Annotated in this window: 18 protein-coding genes and 1 pseudogene; 10 read left to right on the top strand and 9 right to left on the bottom strand. The window is 72.9% G+C overall.

Annotated elements, in window-relative coordinates; genetic code table 11:
• Positions 1-109: 109 nt before the first annotated feature.
• Positions 110-772: a class I SAM-dependent methyltransferase gene (locus ACIOD1_RS01870; protein ID WP_365617709.1), complete on the bottom strand. Its 663-nt coding sequence runs from the start codon at positions 770-772 to the stop codon at positions 110-112.
• A gap of 167 nt (positions 773-939) precedes the next feature.
• Between ACIOD1_RS01870 and sigE the strand changes: the two genes are divergently transcribed.
• The 5 genes from sigE (at position 940) to ACIOD1_RS01845 (ending at position 5,296) form a co-directional block, all read left to right on the top strand.
• The gene (gene sigE, locus ACIOD1_RS01865) at positions 940-1,719 is read left to right on the top strand and encodes an RNA polymerase sigma factor SigE (RefSeq protein WP_365617708.1); all 780 of its coding nucleotides are present in this window, start codon (positions 940-942) and stop codon (positions 1,717-1,719) included.
• Complete coding sequence (locus tag ACIOD1_RS01860; RefSeq protein ID WP_401899591.1) at positions 1,716-2,372, top strand: zf-HC2 domain-containing protein; 657 nt, start codon at positions 1,716-1,718, stop codon at positions 2,370-2,372. Before sigE ends, ACIOD1_RS01860 begins: the two co-directional genes overlap by 4 nt.
• A 112-nt stretch (positions 2,373-2,484) precedes the next feature.
• Positions 2,485-3,858 (top strand): S1C family serine protease, encoded by a 1,374-nt coding sequence (locus ACIOD1_RS01855; protein WP_401899590.1) that lies wholly within the window; start codon positions 2,485-2,487, stop codon positions 3,856-3,858.
• Between the two features lie 121 nt (positions 3,859-3,979).
• On the top strand, positions 3,980-4,441 hold the full coding sequence (locus tag ACIOD1_RS01850; RefSeq protein WP_365617705.1) for a sec-independent translocase: 462 nt from the start codon (positions 3,980-3,982) through the stop codon (positions 4,439-4,441).
• Between the two features lie 141 nt (positions 4,442-4,582).
• A complete protein-coding gene (locus ACIOD1_RS01845) occupies positions 4,583-5,296 on the top strand; it encodes a hypothetical protein (protein WP_365617703.1) in 714 nt (237 codons plus the stop codon).
• A 115-nt stretch (positions 5,297-5,411) separates the two neighbouring features.
• Here the strand turns inward: ACIOD1_RS01845 and ACIOD1_RS01840 are convergent, their stop codons facing one another.
• The 3 genes from ACIOD1_RS01840 to ACIOD1_RS01830 all read right to left on the bottom strand — a co-directional run bounded on the left by ACIOD1_RS01840 (position 5,412) and on the right by ACIOD1_RS01830 (position 8,568).
• Positions 5,412-6,581, bottom strand: a complete 1,170-nt coding sequence (locus ACIOD1_RS01840; protein ID WP_365617701.1) for an Mrp/NBP35 family ATP-binding protein — start codon at positions 6,579-6,581, stop codon at positions 5,412-5,414.
• A 42-nt stretch (positions 6,582-6,623) separates the two neighbouring features.
• Positions 6,624-7,199 (bottom strand): DUF1003 domain-containing protein, encoded by a 576-nt coding sequence (locus tag ACIOD1_RS01835; protein ID WP_365618042.1) that lies wholly within the window; start codon positions 7,197-7,199, stop codon positions 6,624-6,626.
• A gap of 97 nt (positions 7,200-7,296) precedes the next feature.
• The gene (locus tag ACIOD1_RS01830) at positions 7,297-8,568 is read right to left on the bottom strand and encodes a magnesium transporter MgtE N-terminal domain-containing protein (protein ID WP_365617699.1); all 1,272 of its coding nucleotides are present in this window, start codon (positions 8,566-8,568) and stop codon (positions 7,297-7,299) included.
• A 189-nt stretch (positions 8,569-8,757) separates the two neighbouring features.
• On the opposite strand from ACIOD1_RS01830, the pseudogene ACIOD1_RS01825 reads away from it, so the two are divergent.
• A pseudogene (locus ACIOD1_RS01825) lies at positions 8,758-9,486 on the top strand (hypothetical protein); the annotation flags it as partial.
• Between the two features lie 211 nt (positions 9,487-9,697).
• On the opposite strand, the gene ACIOD1_RS01820 reads toward ACIOD1_RS01825, so the two are convergent.
• Positions 9,698-10,210: a hypothetical protein gene (locus ACIOD1_RS01820; protein WP_365617698.1), complete on the bottom strand. Its 513-nt coding sequence runs from the start codon at positions 10,208-10,210 to the stop codon at positions 9,698-9,700.
• 85 nt (positions 10,211-10,295) lie between these two features.
• A complete protein-coding gene (locus tag ACIOD1_RS01815; RefSeq protein WP_365617696.1) occupies positions 10,296-11,411 on the bottom strand; it encodes a magnesium and cobalt transport protein CorA in 1,116 nt (371 codons plus the stop codon).
• Between the two features lie 377 nt (positions 11,412-11,788).
• Between ACIOD1_RS01815 and ACIOD1_RS01810 the strand changes: the two genes are divergently transcribed.
• The 4 genes from ACIOD1_RS01810 (at position 11,789) to ACIOD1_RS01795 (ending at position 14,744) form a co-directional block, all read left to right on the top strand.
• A complete protein-coding gene (locus tag ACIOD1_RS01810) occupies positions 11,789-12,373 on the top strand; it encodes a suppressor of fused domain protein (protein WP_365617694.1) in 585 nt (194 codons plus the stop codon).
• Between the two features lie 83 nt (positions 12,374-12,456).
• Positions 12,457-13,098 (top strand): DUF6758 family protein, encoded by a 642-nt coding sequence (locus tag ACIOD1_RS01805; protein ID WP_365617692.1) that lies wholly within the window; start codon positions 12,457-12,459, stop codon positions 13,096-13,098.
• Between the two features lie 118 nt (positions 13,099-13,216).
• Positions 13,217-14,083: a PHP domain-containing protein gene (locus ACIOD1_RS01800; protein WP_365618040.1), complete on the top strand. Its 867-nt coding sequence runs from the start codon at positions 13,217-13,219 to the stop codon at positions 14,081-14,083.
• Positions 14,084-14,138: 55 nt separating this feature from the next.
• Complete coding sequence (locus ACIOD1_RS01795; protein WP_365617691.1) at positions 14,139-14,744, top strand: MarC family protein; 606 nt, start codon at positions 14,139-14,141, stop codon at positions 14,742-14,744.
• Positions 14,745-14,824: 80 nt separating this feature from the next.
• Here the strand turns inward: ACIOD1_RS01795 and ACIOD1_RS01790 are convergent, their stop codons facing one another.
• From ACIOD1_RS01790 to ACIOD1_RS01780, 3 genes are all read right to left on the bottom strand, one after another.
• Positions 14,825-14,977 carry a hypothetical protein gene (locus tag ACIOD1_RS01790; RefSeq protein ID WP_365617689.1) on the bottom strand — a complete coding sequence of 51 codons (153 nt, stop codon included), beginning with the start codon at positions 14,975-14,977 and terminating at the stop codon, positions 14,825-14,827.
• Positions 14,978-15,073: 96 nt separating this feature from the next.
• Positions 15,074-15,937: an alpha/beta fold hydrolase gene (locus ACIOD1_RS01785; RefSeq protein ID WP_401899585.1), complete on the bottom strand. Its 864-nt coding sequence runs from the start codon at positions 15,935-15,937 to the stop codon at positions 15,074-15,076.
• Positions 15,938-16,060: 123 nt separating this feature from the next.
• Entirely contained in the window at positions 16,061-18,076 is a 2,016-nt protein-coding gene (locus ACIOD1_RS01780; protein WP_401899584.1) for a DEAD/DEAH box helicase, read from the bottom strand.
• Between the last annotated feature and the right edge of the window lie 26 nt (positions 18,077-18,102).

Here is an 18,102-nt window from a genome sequence, read left to right as displayed (position 1 = left end):
GCCCCGACCGCTCCGGCAGTCGGGGCGGTGTTGTGTTTCCCGCGCCGACACGCCGCGCCGACACGCCGCGCCGGGCCCCGAGGGCCGGGCGGGACGTTGACGACATGGCCTAGCGGCGGACCGCGCAGAGGAGGCCGTCGCCGACCGGGAGCAGGGCGGCTTCCAGCGCCGGGCTCTCGCGGACGCTGCGCAGCAGCTCGCGGACCCGGATGACCTCCACCGGCTGGGCGGCGGAGTCCACCGTACGGCCGTCGGAGAAGACTCCCTCGAAGCACACCAACCCGCCCGGCCGAAGCAGGCGCAACGATTCCGCGAGGTAGTCGAGGGACTCGGCGGGGTCCCCGTCGCAGAAGACGAGGTCGTAGCCGCCGTCGGCGAGCCTCGGCAGTACGTCCAGGGCCCGGCCGGGGATGAAGCGGGCGCGGTTCCCGGCGAAGCCGGCCGCGCGGAAGGCCTGGCGGGCGAAGGCCTGCCGGTCGGCCTCGGGATCCACCGTGGTCAGGACGCCGTCGGCGCGCATCCCGTGGAGCAGGTGGATGCCGGAGACCCCGGTTCCGGTGCCGATCTCGGCGACCGCCTTGGCGTCCGCGATGGCGGCCAGGAGGCGCAGCGCGGCCCCGGTGCCGGGGGAGACGGACCGTAGTCCCGCTTCCCTGGACCGGTCGCGGGCCCATCGCAGAGCGTCGTCCTCGGCGACAAACGCGTCGGCGAACGCCCAGCTCGTCTGCCGGTTGCCGCTAATGACCCTCTCCTGTCCCCATAGTTGGCGCAACGGTGACTGTATCCGCTGACGTCGGGAACCCGCAGATGGGACCGGGCGTTGGGAGGGGTAGAGGCGGGATAGAGGGGACGGCACCGGGCAGATCGTCGGCCCGGGACCAAGGTCCCGGGCAAAGTTACTGCAAAAATGCTTATCCAGAGCTGACGGGAGGGGTGGTTATGGTAGGGGCTCCGCTGGACACCACCAGAGCCGACAGGGGAGGTGCGGCTGCGCCTGTGGATCGTGGAGGTGTGCTGAGACGCCTCTTCTGGTCGGCCGGTGAGCCGAAATCCGTGACCGACACCGCTGACCGTTTCCACACCGCCACCACCGCAACCACCGCGACCTTTGCCGCCGATGCGGGCTCGCAGGCGTGGACCCCTCCCACGTGGGAGGAGATCGTCAGCACGCACAGCGCGCGTGTCTACCGTCTCGCCTACCGTCTGACGGGCAACCAGCACGACGCCGAGGACCTGACGCAGGAAGTCTTCGTCCGTGTCTTCCGCTCGTTGTCCACGTACACGCCCGGCACCTTCGAGGGCTGGCTGCACCGCATCACCACCAACCTGTTCCTGGACATGGTCCGCCGCAAGCAGCGGATCCGCTTCGACGCGCTCGCCGACGACGCCGCCGAGCGGCTGCCGAGCCGCGAGCCGTCCCCCCAGCAGGTGCTCCACGACACCCACTTCGACGCGGACGTCCAGCAGGCGCTGGACACCCTCGCGCCCGAGTTCCGGGCCGCCGTGGTGCTGTGTGACATCGAGGGCCTGTCCTACGAGGAGATCGCCGCCACGCTGGGGGTGAAGCTCGGGACCGTCCGCAGCCGCATCCACCGCGGCCGCTCGCACCTGCGCAAGGCGCTCAAGCACCGTTCCCCCGAGGCGCGCAAGCAGCAGCGCGCGCTGGCGGGCGTGTCGGTGGGTGCCCCCGGCGCCGGGGGAGAGGGCGGAGCCGAGTGAGCGGAGTCAGTCCGTCCCCCGCCGAACAACACCTGGGCGACCGCCTCGCCGCCCTGGTGGACGGGGAGCTGAAGCACGACGCCCGCGAGCGGGTGCTGGCGCACCTGGCGACCTGCGCCAAGTGCAAGGCCGAGGCCGATGCCCAGCGGCGCCTGAAAGCCCTCTTCGTGGAGAGCGCCCCGCCCCCGCTCTCCGCAGGGCTCCTGGCCCGGCTCCAGGGCCTGCCAGGGGCCGGTCCCGAGGGCCCCTCGGGTCCCTCCGGCGGAGGTCCCGGCCGTCCGCTCGGTTCCGGGGCTCCGGGTGTCGATCCCTTCGCCTCCTTCGGCTACGCCGTCCCGGCCTCCCCGCGCGAGGGGTTCCCCATCCACGAGGTGGGCCGCCCCAGACGCCGTTTCGCCTTCGTCGCAGCCGGCGCGGTGTCCCTGGCCGCGATCGCGCTCGGCGGCTCGCTGCCGCTCGACACGATCGAGCCCAACGCCCGGGGCGACGCCCCCGCGGCCCGGCCCGGACCGTCCCTGCCGTTGTCCGACGCGGTCGTGCGCGACCGGATGCCCAGCCCGGGCGGAGTGCCCACGCTGGCTCCCGGCGGCGGCTTCCCGACGGCCGTCACCTCCGCCCCGGCCACGGCGCGGCCGGTCTCGCTGTCCCGCTGACCCCACCGGGGCCACGGGCTGGGGACCCGGGCCTCCGCGAGGCCCGGGTACCTGATTGAATTCGCGGCAGATGCGCCGCCCCGCGGCGCGACAGGCCCGCGGGGGAGCGCCGATGTCCGACAGCCAGCAGAGCGATCCGGCGCCCACCTGGTGGAGCCGCCCGGCCGATCCCGCCGCGGGCGCGGACGCGGGGCGGGCCGAACCCTCCGCCGTCACCCAGGCCCCGCCCCCGGCGATCCCCGCGCAGGGCGGCCCGAGTGACGCCCCCGCGGCGCCCGATGCCGCCGGCGCCCCCGTGACCCACGCCGCCCCCGGACCGCGCTACGACCCCTGGGCCGAGGTCCCGCTGCACGTCGCCGACCAGGGCCGGCCGGTCCGCGGCGGCCCAGGCCTCGTGAAGGTGCTGGCCTTCGCCACCGCCGTCGCCCTCCTCGCGGGCGGCATCGGCGGCTTCCTCGGGATCGTGGTCGAGCGCCGCAGCAGTACCCGCCTGGAGCTGCCGCAGGCGGCGGCGGACACCCGCGGCCGGGCCCCGGACAGCGTGGCCGGCATCGCCGCGACGGCCCTGCCCGGCGTGGTCACCCTGCACGTCAGCGGGAGCGGCGGCGGCGGCACCGGAACGGGCTTCGTGCTGGACGGCGAGGGACACATCCTCACCAACAACCACGTGGTCGCCGGGGCCAAGGACATCACGGTCACCTTCAGCACGGGCGAGAGCGTGGCGGCGACCCTCGTCGGCCGCGACGGCGGCTACGACCTGGCCGTCGTCAAGGTGGAGGGGGTCCGGGGCCTGCGCCCGCTGTCCCTGGGCAACTCCGAGAACGTCCGCGTCGGCGACCCGGTGGTGGCCATCGGGGCCCCGTTCGACCTCTCCAACACCGTCACCGCCGGCATCATCAGCGCCACCGGTCGCCCCATCACGGCGGGCGGCGACAAGGGCGACGGCAGCGACGTCAGCTACGTGGACGCGCTACAGACCGATGCCCCGATCAACCCGGGCAACTCCGGCGGCCCGCTCCTGGACGCGCAGGCCCACGTCATCGGCATCAACAGTGCGATCCGGGGCGCGGACAAGGGCGAGGACGACTCCGAGGGCGACCGCCAGAGCGGCAGCATCGGCCTGGGCTTCGCCATCCCGGTGAATCAGGGCAAGCGGGTCGCCGAGGAACTGATCCGCACCGGCCACGCCACCCACCCCGTCATCGGCGTCACCCTCGACATGCAGTACCAGGGGGACGGGGCCCGCGTGGACGCCAAGGGCGAGGCCGGCAAGCCCTCCGTGGTGTCCGGCGGCCCGGGCGCCCGCGCCGGGATCAAGCCCGACGACGTGATCACGAAGGTGGACGGGGTCCGCGTGCACGGGGGCGACGAGCTGATCATCAAGATCCGTGCGCACCGCCCCGGCGACCACCTCGCCCTGACCGTGCTCCGTGACGGAAAGGAGCGCACGCTGGACGTGGTGCTCGGTTCCGCGGACGCTTCCTGACACGAATGCGGCATGACGCCCGGGTGAATCCGCGAAAGGGTCACCACCGGCGTAGGGCAGCCCGGGCATCGCCGGGTACCGTTGGCCTGGCCCGAAGTGGAGAGAGCCGAGGAGCGGCAAGGTGTTCAACGACATAGGCGCACTCGAACTGGTCACGATCGTGGTGCTCGCCATCCTCATCTTCGGGCCGGACAAGCTGCCCAAGGTCATCCAGGACGTCAGCAACGTGATCCGCAAGATCCGGTCGTTCTCGGACAGTGCCAAGCAGGACATCCGCTCCGAACTGGGTCCGGAATTCAAGGACTTCGAGTTCGAGGACCTCAACCCGAAGACCTTCATCCGCAAGCAGCTGACGGAGAACGAGGACCTCAAGGACATCCGCAGCAGCTTCGACCTCCGCAAGGAACTGAGCGACGTCACGGACGCCGTGAACAGCAGCGAGGCCGCGGACGCCCCGGCCACCGGAGTCTCCTCCGCCACGCCCGTCGCCACGCCCGCCGCGACGGCCGGTCCCGACCTCGTGAAGAGGCCCGACGTACCGGCCCCGCAGCCCCGTGCGCCCTTCGACGCCGACGCCACCTGAGCCACGGCCTGCCCGGCGATCCCGAGCCGGATGGCTATCCTCTCCATCTGTCCGGACGCAGGACGCCCGAGGGAGGGGGTCCCCCCAGCGAGACCGAGGGGGAGTCCGTTCCGGACCCCACGGAACGAGAGGCCGCTTCACATGGAGACCACGAGCAGCAGCCGGGTAGGCGCGCAGCCGGCCGAAGCCCCCGCCGCAGCGTCCCCGCAGACCGAGCAGACCGAGCAGTCGCCCCCGGAGGGCGCCGCACCCGTCCCGGCCGCCCGCCGCGCGGCCGAGGGGTTCCTGGCCGCCGACTTCCCCTGGTACGGGCTGGACGGGGCGTTCACCGGCCCCCGACGGCTGATGCAGGTCGGCACCGGCGCCGACGGCACCGTGGAGCACGGCTCCACCGGCCACGGCGACGAGCCGTCCGTCCGGGGTGAGATCGTCACCGGGGAGAAGGAGCGCTTCGCGGTGGTGGTCACCGTCGCCGCCCACCCCAACCGTCGCAGCGGTGACGGCACCGGCGTCCTGGAGGCCACCTCGGTCTCCTCGGCGGCCTGGCTGGCGGGTTCGGGCCTGTTGGCGTACAGCTGGCCCCAGCAGATGGACCACGCGCTGCGCGACGACTGGCTCGATCAGCAGATCGAGGCCGCCTGGGAGTTGGCCGACGACCTGGCCGGCCCGGACTGGTCCACGCTGTCGCTGCCCGTGGACGGGGAGCCGACGCCCTTCCACTACCGCGAGTCGGAGTTCGGCTGGGTCCTCGCCGGCTCCACCCGGGGCGGCGTCCACCTGGGCGCGTACGGACGGGGCATGAGCGCCTACGGGCTCGGCTTCGCCGTCATCGGCGACCTCGGCACCTACGAGTAGCCCGACGCCCCCGGGTGCCCCCGGCGCCACGCCCCCCACGCGCGAAGGCACCGCCGGGATACCCGACGGTGCCTTCGCGCGTGTCCGTGCCCGCCGGCAGGGGCCGGGGGCCCGCTCAGAACTTGTTGCGCGGGGTGATCCCCAGCGACATGCCCGACAGACCGCGCGCGCGGCCGCCCAGCTTGCCCGCGATGGCGCGCAGCGCGGCGCCCGCCGGAGACTCCGGGTCGGACAGGACCACGGGCGTGCCGTCGTCGCCGCCCTCGCGCAGCCGTACGTCGATCGGAATGGTGCCGAGCACCGGCACCGAGGCGCCGACCGTCTTGGTCAGGCCGTCGGCGACGCGCTGGCCGCCGCCCGAGCCGAACACGTCCACCATCTCGTCACAGTGCGGACAGGGCAGGCCCGACATGTTCTCGACCACGCCGACGATCTTCTGGTGGGTCTGCACCGCGATCGACCCGGCCCGCTCGGCGACCTCGGCGGCCGCCTGCTGCGGGGTGGTCACCACGAGGATCTCGGCATTCGGCACCAGCTGCGCCACCGAGATCGCGATGTCACCGGTGCCCGGCGGCAGGTCGAGCAGCAGGACGTCCAGGTCGCCCCAGTACACGTCCGCCAGGAACTGCTGGAGCGCCCGGTGGAGCATCGGACCGCGCCACACCACCGGGGCGTTGCCCGGGGTGAACATGCCGATGGAGATGACCTTCACGCCGTGCGCGGACGGCGGCATGATCATGTTCTCGACCTGGGTGGGACGGCCCTCGACGCCGAGCATCCGCGGGACGCTGTGCCCGTAGATGTCCGCGTCGACCACGCCGACCTTGAGCCCGTCGGCCGCCATCGCCGCCGCCAGGTTGACTGTGACGGAGGACTTGCCGACGCCGCCCTTGCCGGAGGCGACCGCGTAGACGCGGGTCAGCGAGCCGGGCTGGGCGAAGGGCACCTCGCGTTCGGCGGTGCCGCCGCGCAGGGTCGCCGCCAGGTCCTTGCGCTGCTCGTCGCTCATCACGTCCAGGGTGACGGAGACGGAGGTGACGCCGGCGACGCCCTCCACGGCCTCGGTGACGTTCTTGGTGATCGTCTCGCGCATGGGGCATCCCGACACCGTCAGGAAGACCGTGACGGCCACGGCGCCGCCCTCGCCGATTTCCACCGATTTCACCATGCCGAGTTCGGTGATCGGGCGGTGGATCTCGGGGTCGTTCACCGTCGACAGCGCGTCCAGGATCGCGTCCTGCTCGGGCGCGGCGGCGTCGGCGGCAGAGCTTGTGTCGGTAGCCATGCCCCGATGGTACGGCTCGGTGGCTCGCCGCAGGAAAGCCCGTCAGCGGTCGCCTTCGTCACTTTCGCCGGGGAAGAGGCGCCGCTCGTCCATCTCCTTGATCAGGTCCTGGAACTCGGACCGGATCCAGTCGCGCGTGGCGACCTCGCCCAGGCCCATCCGCAGGGCCGCGATCTCCCGGGTCAGGTACTCGGTGTCCGCGATGGACCGCTCGTTCTGCTTGCGGTCCTGCTCCAGGTTGACGCGGTCCCGGTCGTCCTGCCGGTTCTGCGCGAGCAGGATCAGCGGCGCGGCGTAGGAGGCCTGGAGGGACAGCATCAGCGTCAGGAAGATGAACGGGTACTGGTCGAAGCGCAGGTGGTCCGGGGCGAAGATGTTCCACAGCACCCAGGCGATGATGACGATCGTCATCCAGACGATGAACCGGCCCGTGCCCAGGAAGCGCGCGACCTTCTCCGAGAGCCGCCCGAAGGCCTCCGGGTCGTACTCGGGCAGCAGTCGGCGCCGGGCCGGCCGCGGCTGGTCCAGCCGGACGCGCGAACGCGACGCCGCGCCCGCTCCCGAGGGCCCGCCGGGCTTCCCCCGGTCGGAGGAGCGCTCCGGCCGCTCGTTGCGCAGCCGTTCCGCCGTCTCCTCCAGCCGGTCCGAGAGCCCCTCACGGGCATGGTCGCGCCGCTCCCGGCGTCGCTCGCGCGCCGCGTCCCCGCGGCCCCGCTCAGTGGCCACGCACGGCCTCCTCGGAGTGGAAGTCCGTCTCCCGCCAGTCGTCCGGCAGCAGGTGGTCCAGTACGTCGTCGACCGTGACCGCGCCGAGCAGCGAGCCGCTCTCGTCCACGACCGGCACCGCGACCATGTTGTAGGCGGCCAGGTAGCCGGTCACCACCGGCAGCGAGGCGTCCGGCCGCAGCGGCGGCAGGTCGGTGTCCACGATCGAGCTGACCAGGGTGAAGGGGGGATCGCGCAGCAGCCGTTGGAAGTGCACCGTCCCCAGGTACTTGCCCGTGGGGGTCTCGTCCGGCGGCCGGCACACGTACACCTGCGCCGCCAGGGCCGGCGACAGGTCCGACTGGCGTACGCGGGCCAGCGCGTCGGCGACCGTGGCGTCCGGGCGGAGCACGATCGGCTCGGTGGTCATCAGACCGCCCGCGGTGTTCTCCTCGTAGGACATCAGGCGCCGCACGTCGGCCGCGTCGTCGGGCTGCATCAGCGTCAGCAGCCGTTCCTTCTCCTCCTCGGGCAGCTCGGAGAGCAGGTCGGCCGCGTCGTCCGGGTCCATCGCCTCCAGGACGTCCGCGGCGCGCTCCTCCTTGAGCTTGCCGAGGATCTCCACCTGGTCGTCCTCGGGAAGCTCCTCCAGCACGTCCGCGAGGCGGTCGTCGTCGAGGGCGTTGGCCACCTCGGCGCGCCGCTTGGGCGTCAGGTGGTGCAGGACGTTGGCGAGGTCGGCGGGGCGCATCGTCTCGAAGGTCGCCACCAGGTTCTCGGCGCCCTGCCCGTTCTCCTCCAGCGAGAAGCCGGTCACCGCCGACCACTCCACCGTCAGGGTCTCGCCGCGCCGGCGCAGCGCCCCGCCCTTGCCCTTGCGCACGAAGATCCGGTCGATCTCCCAGTCGCGGCGGGCCGGGAGCTGCTGGATGGCCACGTCGAGGACGGTGACCTCCTGGTCGTCCGTGACCAGGCGCACCCGCCGGTCCAGCAGTTCGCCGAGGATCAGCCGCTCGGTGGGCCGCTGCTCGAAGCGCCGCATGTTGACGACCCCGGTGGTGATGACCTGTCCGGACTCCACGCCCGTCACCCGGGTCATGGGCAGGAAGATCCGGCGCCGGCTGACGACCTCGACCACCAGGCCCAGCAGACGGGGCGGCCGGCCGCCGACGCGCAGCATCGCGACGAGGTCGCGGACGCGGCCGACCTGGTCGCCGTTGGGGTCGAAGACGGGCACACCCGACAGATGCGAGACGAAGATCCGCGGGGCGCCTGCAGCCATCCGAGCGCCTCCTGGAGCGTTCCTCACCGATCGTGCACACGTCGTGCACCGGTTCTGCCGAGCCTCAGGCTAGCCCGTGGCGGGGCCGAGCGTCCTGGTGGGGCCGTCCGCCCGGGGGTCCCGGAGGGGCGCCACCAGGGGCGGGTACGCTGCCTGCTGCCGCCGACCACCGACGAGAGGCCCTCGCCCGTGACCGCCTACACCCCCGCCGTACGCCTGCGCCGGGCCGCCCTGATCGCCCTGTGCGCGGGTCTCGCCGTGGCAGCGACGGGCTGCGGCGGGACCGCGGAGGACCCCGACAAGGGGACGAACGGGGTCGGCAAGCTCGCCGCGGACAAGATCGAGAGCCAGGCGAAGGCGGCGGCGGGCGCGGCGAACTCCGTGCACCTGTCCGGGACCCTGGTCACCGGCGGCAAGACCTTCACCCTCGACATGCGGCTGAAGGGGGACGGCGGCTCCGGCGAGGTGAAGTCCCAGGCCGACACCTTCCAACTGCTGCGCGTCGGCGAACAGCTCTACCTGAAGGCCGACGCGGCCTTCTGGGGCAAGTCCGACTCGGCCGGCAAGCTCGGCGACAAGTACGTGAAGGTCCCTGAGGAAGACCCCTCCTACAAGCAGTTCCGCGGGTTCACCGACATGCACGTCCTGCTCGACGGGCTGCTCGGCCTCCAGGGCAAGCTCACCAAGGGCCCCTACACGAGCGTCGGCCACACCCGGGCGGTGCCGGTTTCGGCGGACGGGGGCAAGGGCGGCAAGCTCTCGGTGGCCCTGGTCGGCACCCCGTACCCGCTGTTGATGGAACGGGCGGGCGGCGCGGGCCGGGTGGAGCTGTCGGAGTGGGGCAAGACCTTCCCGCTGGAGGCGCCCGCGCAGGACCAGACCGTCGACATGGGCTCGCAGCTCCCGACCACGGGGGGCGGCGGCACCGGAACCGGGACGGGCTCGGGCACCGGCTCGGGCAGCGGTACGGGCTCGGGTACGAGTACGGGCGGCGGTACGGGTTCCGGCGCCGGCAGGAGCACGGGCACCGGTACGGACGTCGGCCCCTCCGCGTCCCCCTCCCCGTCGGCGAGCGCCACCGCCCCGGGCGCGAGCCCGAGCCCCTCGGCCGGGGGCTGAGCCGGAAGGGTCAGCGGGCCCGCTTCTTCCGCTTGAGCAGCAGCCTCGGCAGGGCCGCCGGGGCCGGCTCGCGGGTCAGCGCCGGGGAGGGCAGGGGCGCCGCGGCCAGGGAGCCCGACGGCAGCCCGTCCGCCACCGCGACCGGCTCCAGGCGCAGCAGCCGGCACTCCCGCGCCCACCGCTCGGTCATCCGCTCCGAGTCGGGGGCGTTCAGCCGCTTGCCCTTCAGCTCGGCCACCGCGGCCTCCCACGGCTCGCTGCCGGGCACGAGCTCGCGCACCGCCGCCGTCCAGGCGACCAGTCGACCGCCCTTGTCCTTGCTCCGTACGGTCACCTCGGCCGCCGACCCGTCGGCCAGTCCCGGGAAGGGCTGCTCGCCGGGACCGTCGCCGAGGACGTGCGCGGCGCCGTCCAGCCAGGCGTGCCACAGGGCCCGGTCGGCGCCCGTGCCGCGGACCCAGATCAGGCCGGACTTCTTGGAGGCCTCCTCGACGAGGGCCAGATCGAGCGTGCTGAGAGTCATGCGCACAGGGTAGCCACCCGTCCGAGGCCCCCCTTGGCGGTGTCCGGAGCCGGGCCGGAAGGGGACAGGATCCGAGGGGGAAGGTCTAGAGCCAGCCGTGGCGGCGCAGGGCCCGGTGGATGGTGAGGCAGGTGCCGACGATCGTGACCATCACCATCGGATAGCCGTACCGCCAGTGGAGTTCGGGCATGTGCTCGAAGTTCATCCCGTACACCCCGCAGATCATCGTGGGCACCGCGATGATCGCCGCCCAGGAGGTGATCTTGCGCATGTCCTCGTTCTGCGCGACGGTCGCCTGCGCCAGATTGGCCTGGAGGATCGAGTTCAGCAGTTCGTCGAAGCCGATGACCTGCTCGTGTACGCGGGCCAGGTGGTCGGCCACGTCGCGGAAGTACTTCTGGACGGCCGGGTCCACCAGGCGCATCGGCCGCTCGCTCAGCAGCTCCATCGGCCGCAGCAACGGGGACACCGCCCGCTTGAACTCCAGCACCTCGCGCTTGAGCTGGTAGATCCGCCCCGCGTCACCGCCCCGGCTGACCCCCTTGGCGGGAGCGGCGAAGACCTCGCTCTCCACCTCGTCGATGTCGTCCTGCACGGCCGCCGCCACCGCGATGTACCCGTCGACCACGTGGTCGGCGAGCGAGTGCAGTACCGCCGAGGGGCCGCGCGAGAGCAGCTCCGGATCGTCCTGGAGGCGGTGGCGCAGTCCCTTGAGGGAGCCCTGACCGCCGTGCCGGACCGTGATCACGAAGTCGGGGCCGGTGAAGCACATCACCTCGCCGGTCTCCACCACCTCGCTGGTGGCGGTGAGTTGGGCGTGCTCCACGTAGTGGATCGTCTTGAAGACGGTGAAGAGGGTGTCGTCGTAGCGCTCCAGCTTCGGCCGCTGGTGCGCGTGCACCGCGTCCTCCACGGCCAGCGGGTGCAGCCCGAACTCGGCGGCGATCCCGGCGAACTCGGCCTCGGTGGGCTCGTGCAGCCCGATCCAGGCGAAACCGCCGTCCTCGCGGACCCGTCGCATCGATTCGCGGGGCGACAGGCACCGCGGCCCCTGCACCCGCCGGCCGTCGCGGTACACGGCGCAGTCGACCACCGCGCTGCTCGCGGACGGATCGCGGGTGGTGTCGTAGCCGGGCTGCACGGGCGTGGACCGGCGCAGCGCGGGGCGGACGGCGGCACGGAGGTAGGGCAGCATCGCCATGGCAGGCTCCTTCGCGCGCACGGCTGCGGGCCGTACGGGTGGGAGGCCCTCGATCGGACACGGGCGGGCAGACCCGGGCGCCGTGGAGGGAAACAGGACGGGAGGACGAAGTTCCGCCGTCGCTCTTCTGCTGATCAGACGATCAAAGGGGGGCGGAGTCGCCCGGCACAGAAGCGGAAGAGCGATCGGTACTGCACGATCGACTTCGATCCATGGCAGCCCCACCTCCTCCGGCCGGTCCCCCGTGGGGGACGTCCTGTCGCCGGGGCCTCGAAACATGCTTCTGCACGCGGCCCCGACCAGCTGTCAACACTATCAGCCGACGGATGGTCAAGACCCGCCCTTTACCCGCCGGATACGAGTTCTATGCTCGCTCCATGGCAGAAATTCTGGCCCTTGTCGAAGCCCGGCTGCGCACCACGTTCGGCGAACCCGACGCCCGCGCCTCCGTCACCTTCCTGGGCACCGACCGCATCGAGGTACTCCGTTTCGCCGAGGGCGACCTCGTCCGGTACGCGACCCTCGGCATGTCCGCACACCCGATGACCGACCCGACGGCCGTGGTCGCCGACCCGGTGCGCGGACCGCGCGCCGAGCTGGTCCTGACCGTACGGGCCGGCCTCGCCCCCACCGACAAACTGCTGCGCCCGCTCGCGGTGCTGGCGGCCTCCCCGATGGTCGAGGGCCTGATCGTGGCCCCCGGAGCCTCCCTCGACGTGGGTGAACCGCTGTGGGACGGGGCCGCGTTCAGCACGGTTCTGGTCGCCGAGCCCGGGGGACTGGTCGAGGACCTGGAGCTGGACGAGCCCATGGACCCGGTCCGCTTCCTGCCCCTCCTGCCGATGACGGCGAACGAGGCCGCCTGGAAGCGGGTGCACGGGGCGCCGGCCCTCCAGGAACGCTGGCTCGCGCGCGGCACCGATCTGCGCGACCCTCTGCGTACGGCCGTCGCACTGGACTGAGCGGCGCCCCCTTGGGTACGGATGGCATCCGGACGGGTGATCGTGCCTTGACGGGGCGCCGGGCTGGGAGGAGCGTGCTTCCTATGAGGGGCGAACCGAGTTGCCCGAAGTGCGGTGGCCGGGTCCGCGCGCCCGGCCTTTTCGCCGACTCCTGGCAGTGCGCGGCACACGGCGCCGTCCACCCGCTACAGCCTGTCATCCCACCCAGCGTCGAAGGCCTCGGCGTGGTGGTCGGCCGGGCGAAGGTGCCGGTCTGGATGCCGTGGCCGCTGCCCGTGGGGTGGCTGTTCACCGGGGTCGTGTCCGCCGGCGACGACCGCACCGGGGGCCGCGCCACCGCCGTGGCCTGCTCGGGCCCCGGGCCGCTGGGCGGCATCGGCGAGCTGGTGTTGATCGCCGAGGAACTCGGCGTCGGCCTGGGCTCCCGCTTCGCGGGCATCGACAGCCCCGACCCGGGCCCGTACCTGAACGTCGCCGCCCCGCCCCACACCAAGGTCGTCGCGGCGGGGCGGCCGACGCCGCTGTGGCACGTCGCCGCCGCCCCCGACGACCGGGCCGTCTTCGCCGGGGAGGCGAGGGGGCTGTGGCTGTGGGCCATCGTCTGGCCGGAGCAGTCGGGGCTCCTGATGTACGACGAACTCGTCCTGACGGACCTCCGCGACGCGGGCTCCGAGGTCGAACTCCTGCCCTGCGGGGCGCTCAGCCCCCGCATATTGGGCTCCTGACGCGCCCCGTCGCGGACCCGGGACAGGCCGTGACCACGTACGGGACACGTAAGGGCCCGGTCGGGGCGGGGGTACCCTTGAGCGTCCCCCCGTACGTCCCGAACCCTGGAGCATGGCTGTGCGCATCGACCTGCACGCCCACTCCACGGCTTCCGACGGCACCGACACTCCCGCCGAGCTGGTGCGCAACGCCGCCGCCGGTGGGCTCGACGTGGTCGCGCTGACCGACCACGACACCGTCGGGGGATACGCCGAGGCCATCGCCGCGCTGCCGGCCGGGCTCACGCTCGTGACCGGCGCCGAGCTGTCCTGCCGGCTCGACGGGATCGGTCTGCACATGCTGGCCTACCTCTTCGACCCGCAGGAGCCGGAGCTGTTCCGCGAGCGCGAGCTGGTCCGCGACGACCGCACCCCCCGCGCCAAGGCGATGATCGGCAAGCTCCGCACGCTCGGCGTGGACGTCACCTGGGAGCAGGTCGCCCGGATCGCCGGCGACGGCTCCGTCGGGCGCCCGCACATCGCCACCGCCATGGTCGACCTCGGCGTCGTGCCGACCGTGTCCGACGCCTTCACCCCGGACTGGCTCGCCGACGGCGGCCGGGCCTACGCCGAGAAGCACGAGCTGAACCCCTTCGACGCCGTCCGCCTGGTCAAGGCGGCCGGCGGGGTCACGGTCTTCGCCCACCCCGGCGCCGCCAAGCGCGGAACCTGCGTCCCCGAGTCGGCGATCGCCGAACTCGCCGCCGCCGGCCTGGACGGCATCGAGGTCGACCACATGGACCACGACCCGGCGACCCGGGAGCACCTGCGCGGCCTGGCCGCCGACCTCGGGCTGCTGACGACCGGCTCCAGCGACTACCACGGCAGCCGCAAGACCTGCCGGCTCGGCGACTACACGACCGACCCCGAGATCTACGGCGAGATCACGCGCCGCGCGACCGGCGCCTTCCCCGTGCCCGGCGCCGGCGGAGACGTCCGCGCGTAAGCGCCGCTCCGCACCGTCTTCTCTTCTCCACACCCCTCTCCCGCAAGGCATCACTGTGTTCGACTTCGCCGTTTTCGGCTCCCTCTTCCTCACCCTGTTCGTGATCATGGATCCCCCGGGAATCACCCCGATCTTCCTCGCCCTGACCTCCGGTCGCGCCGCGAAGGTCCAGCGCCGCATGGCCTGGCAGGCCGTCTGCGTGGCCTTCGGCGTCATCGCCGTCTTCGGCATCTGCGGCCAGCAGATCCTGGACTACCTGCACGTCTCCGTCCCCGCGCTGATGATCGCGGGCGGTCTGCTGCTCCTGCTGATCGCGCTGGACCTGCTCACCGGCAAGACCGACGAGCCCAAGCAGACCAAGGACGTCAACGTCGCGCTCGTCCCGCTGGGCATGCCCCTGCTGGCCGGCCCCGGCGCGATCGTGTCCGTCATCCTGGCCGTGCAGAAGGCCGACGGCTTCGATGGGCAGCTCTCCGTGTGGTCGGCGATCATCGCCATGCACGTGGTGCTGTGGATCACCATGCGCTACTCGCTGGTGATCATCCGGGTCATCAAGGACGGCGGCGTCGTGCTCGTCACCCGGCTCGCGGGCATGATGCTCTCCGCCATCGCCGTCCAGCAGATCATCAACGGCGTGCTCCAGGTCGTCCACGGCGCCTGAGCCCGCACCGCCGGAGCCCGCCGGACCCCGCACATGCGAACGCCCCCGGACCGATTCGGTGCGGGGGCGTTTCGGGATGGTCAGGAGGTCGCGGTCTCGGCCGGTCGGATCAGAATGCGCTGGCCCACGGCTGCGGCCTGCTGCACGATCCGGTTGACGGAGGCCGCGTCCACGACGGTGCTGTCCACGGCGCTTCCGTCGACATCGTCCAGGCGCAGAATCTCGAAGCGCACGGCTTCTCCCTTCGTCGGTTTCTCCTTGCACAGGGTTAACGAAGCGCAAGGGGCAAACATTCCCTACGCTAAGGAAATTTTTTCACTACCTAACGACTAGCCTGCGGAGGATCCCCAGAAGGCGGCCAGTGCATGTGCCGTGACCTGCGGATTTTCCGCATTGGGGGAGTGCTCCGCGCCCTCCACCACTACCCGCTCGGCACCCAGGCGAACCGCCATCTCGTCCAGCAGCGGCACCGGCCACGCGTAGTCGACCTCGCCGGACAGCACCAGCTTCGGCAGCGGCACCGCCGCCAGCTCCGCCACCCGGTCCGGCTCGGAGATCAACGCGCGCCCGGTGGCGATCAACTGCTCCGGCACCGTGCGCAGCCAGCGCTCGCGCAGGAACTCCGTCAGCTCGGGGGAATCGGGCGCCGCGCCCTCCTGCGGCGGGGCGTCCTGGGCCCGCATCGCCGCCCACACGGCCGGCATGTCCTCCCGCAGCGCCTCCAGCGCCGCCACCAGCAGCTTCGTACGGGCCTGCTGTTCCTCGGCGATGGCGGCGGGGCCGCTGCTCATCAGGGTGAGGGAGGCGAAGGGCGCGGGGTCGCGCAGGACGGCGGCGCGGGAGACCAGCCCGCCCAGGGAGTGCCCGACCAGGTGCAGTGGGCCACCGCCGAGCGCGGCGGCCTGCGCGAGGACGTCACGGGCCAGCTCCTCCAGGCCGTACGCGGCCTCCTCGCGCGGGCCGGGGCTCTCGTACTGTCCCCGGCCGTCCACCGCGACCACCCGGTAGCCGGCGAGGGAGAGGGGCTCCAGCAGGGCGACGAAGTCCTCCTTGCTGCCCGTGAACCCGGGGACCAACAGGGCGGTCCCGCGCACGGGCTCGCCGGCCTCGTGCACGGCGAAGGCGCCCCGGGCGGTGGCCAGGAGGCGGGCGCGGGCGGCGGGCGGCGGGGTGAGGCGCGGCGGCTTGCTCATGGCCCGAGGTTACCGGCCCGTACACCCGGGGACGAGGGATCGCGGGGAGGCGTCGCGGGGGGTACGCGAACGGCCCCGGCCCCCTCGAAAGGGGACCGGGGCCGCCGTACGGGCCTGCGGGGGCTACGCCTCCGGGGCGCTCTCCACGACCTTGCGGGCGCGGGTGCGACGCGCCTTGACCGGGGCCTCCTCGGCGACGGCAGCCGCCTCGACGGCGACCGGGGCGGCCTCGGCGACCTTGCGGGTCCGGGTGCGCTTCGGCTTCACGGGCGCCTCTTCGGCGACCGCGACCGCGATCGCGACCGGGGCCTCGACGACCGCGGCGGCGCGCGCCGGGGCGGCCTTGCGCGGGGCCCTGGTGCGGCGGGCGTTGACCGGCTCCACCAGCGGGGCCATCTGGAAGTCGGGCTCGTCCACGGCGGGCGCGACGATCCGGCGGGCGCGGCGCGGACGAACCGGGGCCTCCTCGACCACGGGAGCGGTCTCGACGACCACCGGGGCGGCCTCGGCGGCCTTGCGGGCGCGGGTGCGACGGGCCTTGACCGGAGCCTCCTCGGCCACGGCCGGAGCCGGGACCTCGACGACGACCGGAGCCACGACCGGAGCGGCGACGGCGACGGGAGCCTCGACCACGGCGGCCTCGGCCACCGCGGCGGAAGCGGCCACCCGGGTCCGGCGACGGCGCGGGCGGCGCGACTCCTCGGACTCGGTCACGGCGGGCGCGACCGGGGCCGCGAAGGCCGGAGCCTCGACGGCCGAAGCCACGACGGCGGCCACGGCCTCGGTACCCACGCCCTCGGCGTCGGACTCCGAGCCGCCGCGGGTGCGGCGACGCTGGCGCGGCGTACGGGTGCGGGCGGGACGCTCCTCGGTCACCACCGGGGCGGCGGCGGGGCCGCGGCCACCACGGCCACCACGCCCACCGGTCTCGCCCAGGTCTTCGAGGTTCTCGGCCTTCAGGCCGGCCCGGGTGCGCTCACCGCGGGGCAGGATGCCCTTGGTGCCGGCCGGGATGTTCATTTCCTCGTACAGGTGCGGAGACGTGGAGTACGTCTCGACCGGGTCGTGGAAGTCCAGCTCCAGCGCCTTGTTGATCAGCTGCCAGCGCGGGATGTCGTCCCAGTCGACCAGGGTGACGGCGATGCCCTTCTTGCCCGCGCGGCCGGTGCGGCCCACGCGGTGCAGGAAGGTCTTCTCGTCTTCCGGCGTCTGGTAGTTGATGACGTGGGTCACGCCCTCGACGTCGATGCCGCGCGCGGCGACGTCGGTGCACACCAGCACGTCGACCTTGCCGTTGCGGAAGGCGCGCAGGGCCTGCTCGCGGGCGCCCTGGCCCAGGTCGCCGTGGACGGCGCCCGAGGCGAAGCCGCGCTTCTCCAGCTGCTCGGCGATATCGGCCGCCGTGCGCTTGGTGCGGCAGAAGATCATGGCGAGGCCACGGCCCTCGGCCTGGAGGATGCGGGAGACCAGCTCCGGCTTGTCCATGTTGTGCGCACGGAAGACGTGCTGCTTGGTGTTGGCGACGGTCGCGCCCTCACCGTCCTCGGAGACGGCGCGGATGTGCGTCGGCTGCGTCATGTACCGGCGGGCGAGGCCGATGACCGCGCCCGGCATGGTCGCCGAGAACAGCATCGTCTGTCGCTTCGGCGGCAGGTAGCTCATGATCCGCTCGACGTCCGGCAGGAAGCCCAGGTCGAGCATCTCGTCGGCCTCGTCCAGGACGAGGGCGCGGACGTGCGACAGGTCGAGCTTCTTCTGGCCGGCCAGGTCGAGCAGGCGCCCCGGGGTGCCGACGATGATGTCGACGCCCTTCTTGAGCGCCTCGACCTGCGGCTCGTACGCGCGGCCGCCGTATATGGCGAGGACGCGGACGTTGCGGACCTTGCCCGCGGTGAGGAGGTCGTTGGTGACCTGGGTGCACAGCTCGCGGGTGGGAACCACCACGAGGGCCTGCGGGGCGTCCGTCAGCTGGTCGGGGCGGGCGCGGCCGGCCTCGACGTCGGCGGGGACGGTGACGCGCTCCAGCAGGGGGAGGCCGAAGCCCAGCGTCTTGCCGGTGCCGGTCTTGGCCTGGCCGATGACGTCCGTGCCGGAAAGGGCGACGGGGAGGGTCATCTCCTGGATCGGGAAGGGGGACACGATGCCGACGGCCTCAAGGGCCTCGG

Source organism: Streptomyces sp. NPDC088097 (genome assembly GCF_044741845.1).
Lineage (GTDB): Bacteria > Actinomycetota > Actinomycetes > Streptomycetales > Streptomycetaceae > Streptomyces.
Note: the sequence above shows the minus strand (reverse complement) of the source record. Positions and strands in the feature narration are given on the sequence as shown.

What these genes read in the sequence shown, in the direction of transcription:
- sigE (WP_365617708.1), top strand. Translation starts at nt 940, where the DNA reads ATGGTAGGGGCTCCGCTGGACACCACCAGAGCCGACAGGGGAGGTGCG.
- ACIOD1_RS01855 (WP_401899590.1), top strand. Translation starts at nt 2,485, where the DNA reads ATGTCCGACAGCCAGCAGAGCGATCCGGCGCCCACCTGGTGGAGCCGC.
- ACIOD1_RS01845 (WP_365617703.1), top strand. Translation starts at nt 4,583, where the DNA reads ATGGAGACCACGAGCAGCAGCCGGGTAGGCGCGCAGCCGGCCGAAGCC.
- ACIOD1_RS01840 (WP_365617701.1), bottom strand. Translation starts at nt 6,581, where the DNA reads ATGGCTACCGACACAAGCTCTGCCGCCGACGCCGCCGCGCCCGAGCAG.
- ACIOD1_RS01830 (WP_365617699.1), bottom strand. Translation starts at nt 8,568, where the DNA reads ATGGCTGCAGGCGCCCCGCGGATCTTCGTCTCGCATCTGTCGGGTGTG.
- ACIOD1_RS01820 (WP_365617698.1), bottom strand. Translation starts at nt 10,210, where the DNA reads ATGACTCTCAGCACGCTCGATCTGGCCCTCGTCGAGGAGGCCTCCAAG.
- ACIOD1_RS01815 (WP_365617696.1), bottom strand. Translation starts at nt 11,411, where the DNA reads ATGGCGATGCTGCCCTACCTCCGTGCCGCCGTCCGCCCCGCGCTGCGC.
- ACIOD1_RS01810 (WP_365617694.1), top strand. Translation starts at nt 11,789, where the DNA reads ATGGCAGAAATTCTGGCCCTTGTCGAAGCCCGGCTGCGCACCACGTTC.
- ACIOD1_RS01805 (WP_365617692.1), top strand. Translation starts at nt 12,457, where the DNA reads ATGAGGGGCGAACCGAGTTGCCCGAAGTGCGGTGGCCGGGTCCGCGCG.
- ACIOD1_RS01785 (WP_401899585.1), bottom strand. Translation starts at nt 15,937, where the DNA reads ATGAGCAAGCCGCCGCGCCTCACCCCGCCGCCCGCCGCCCGCGCCCGC.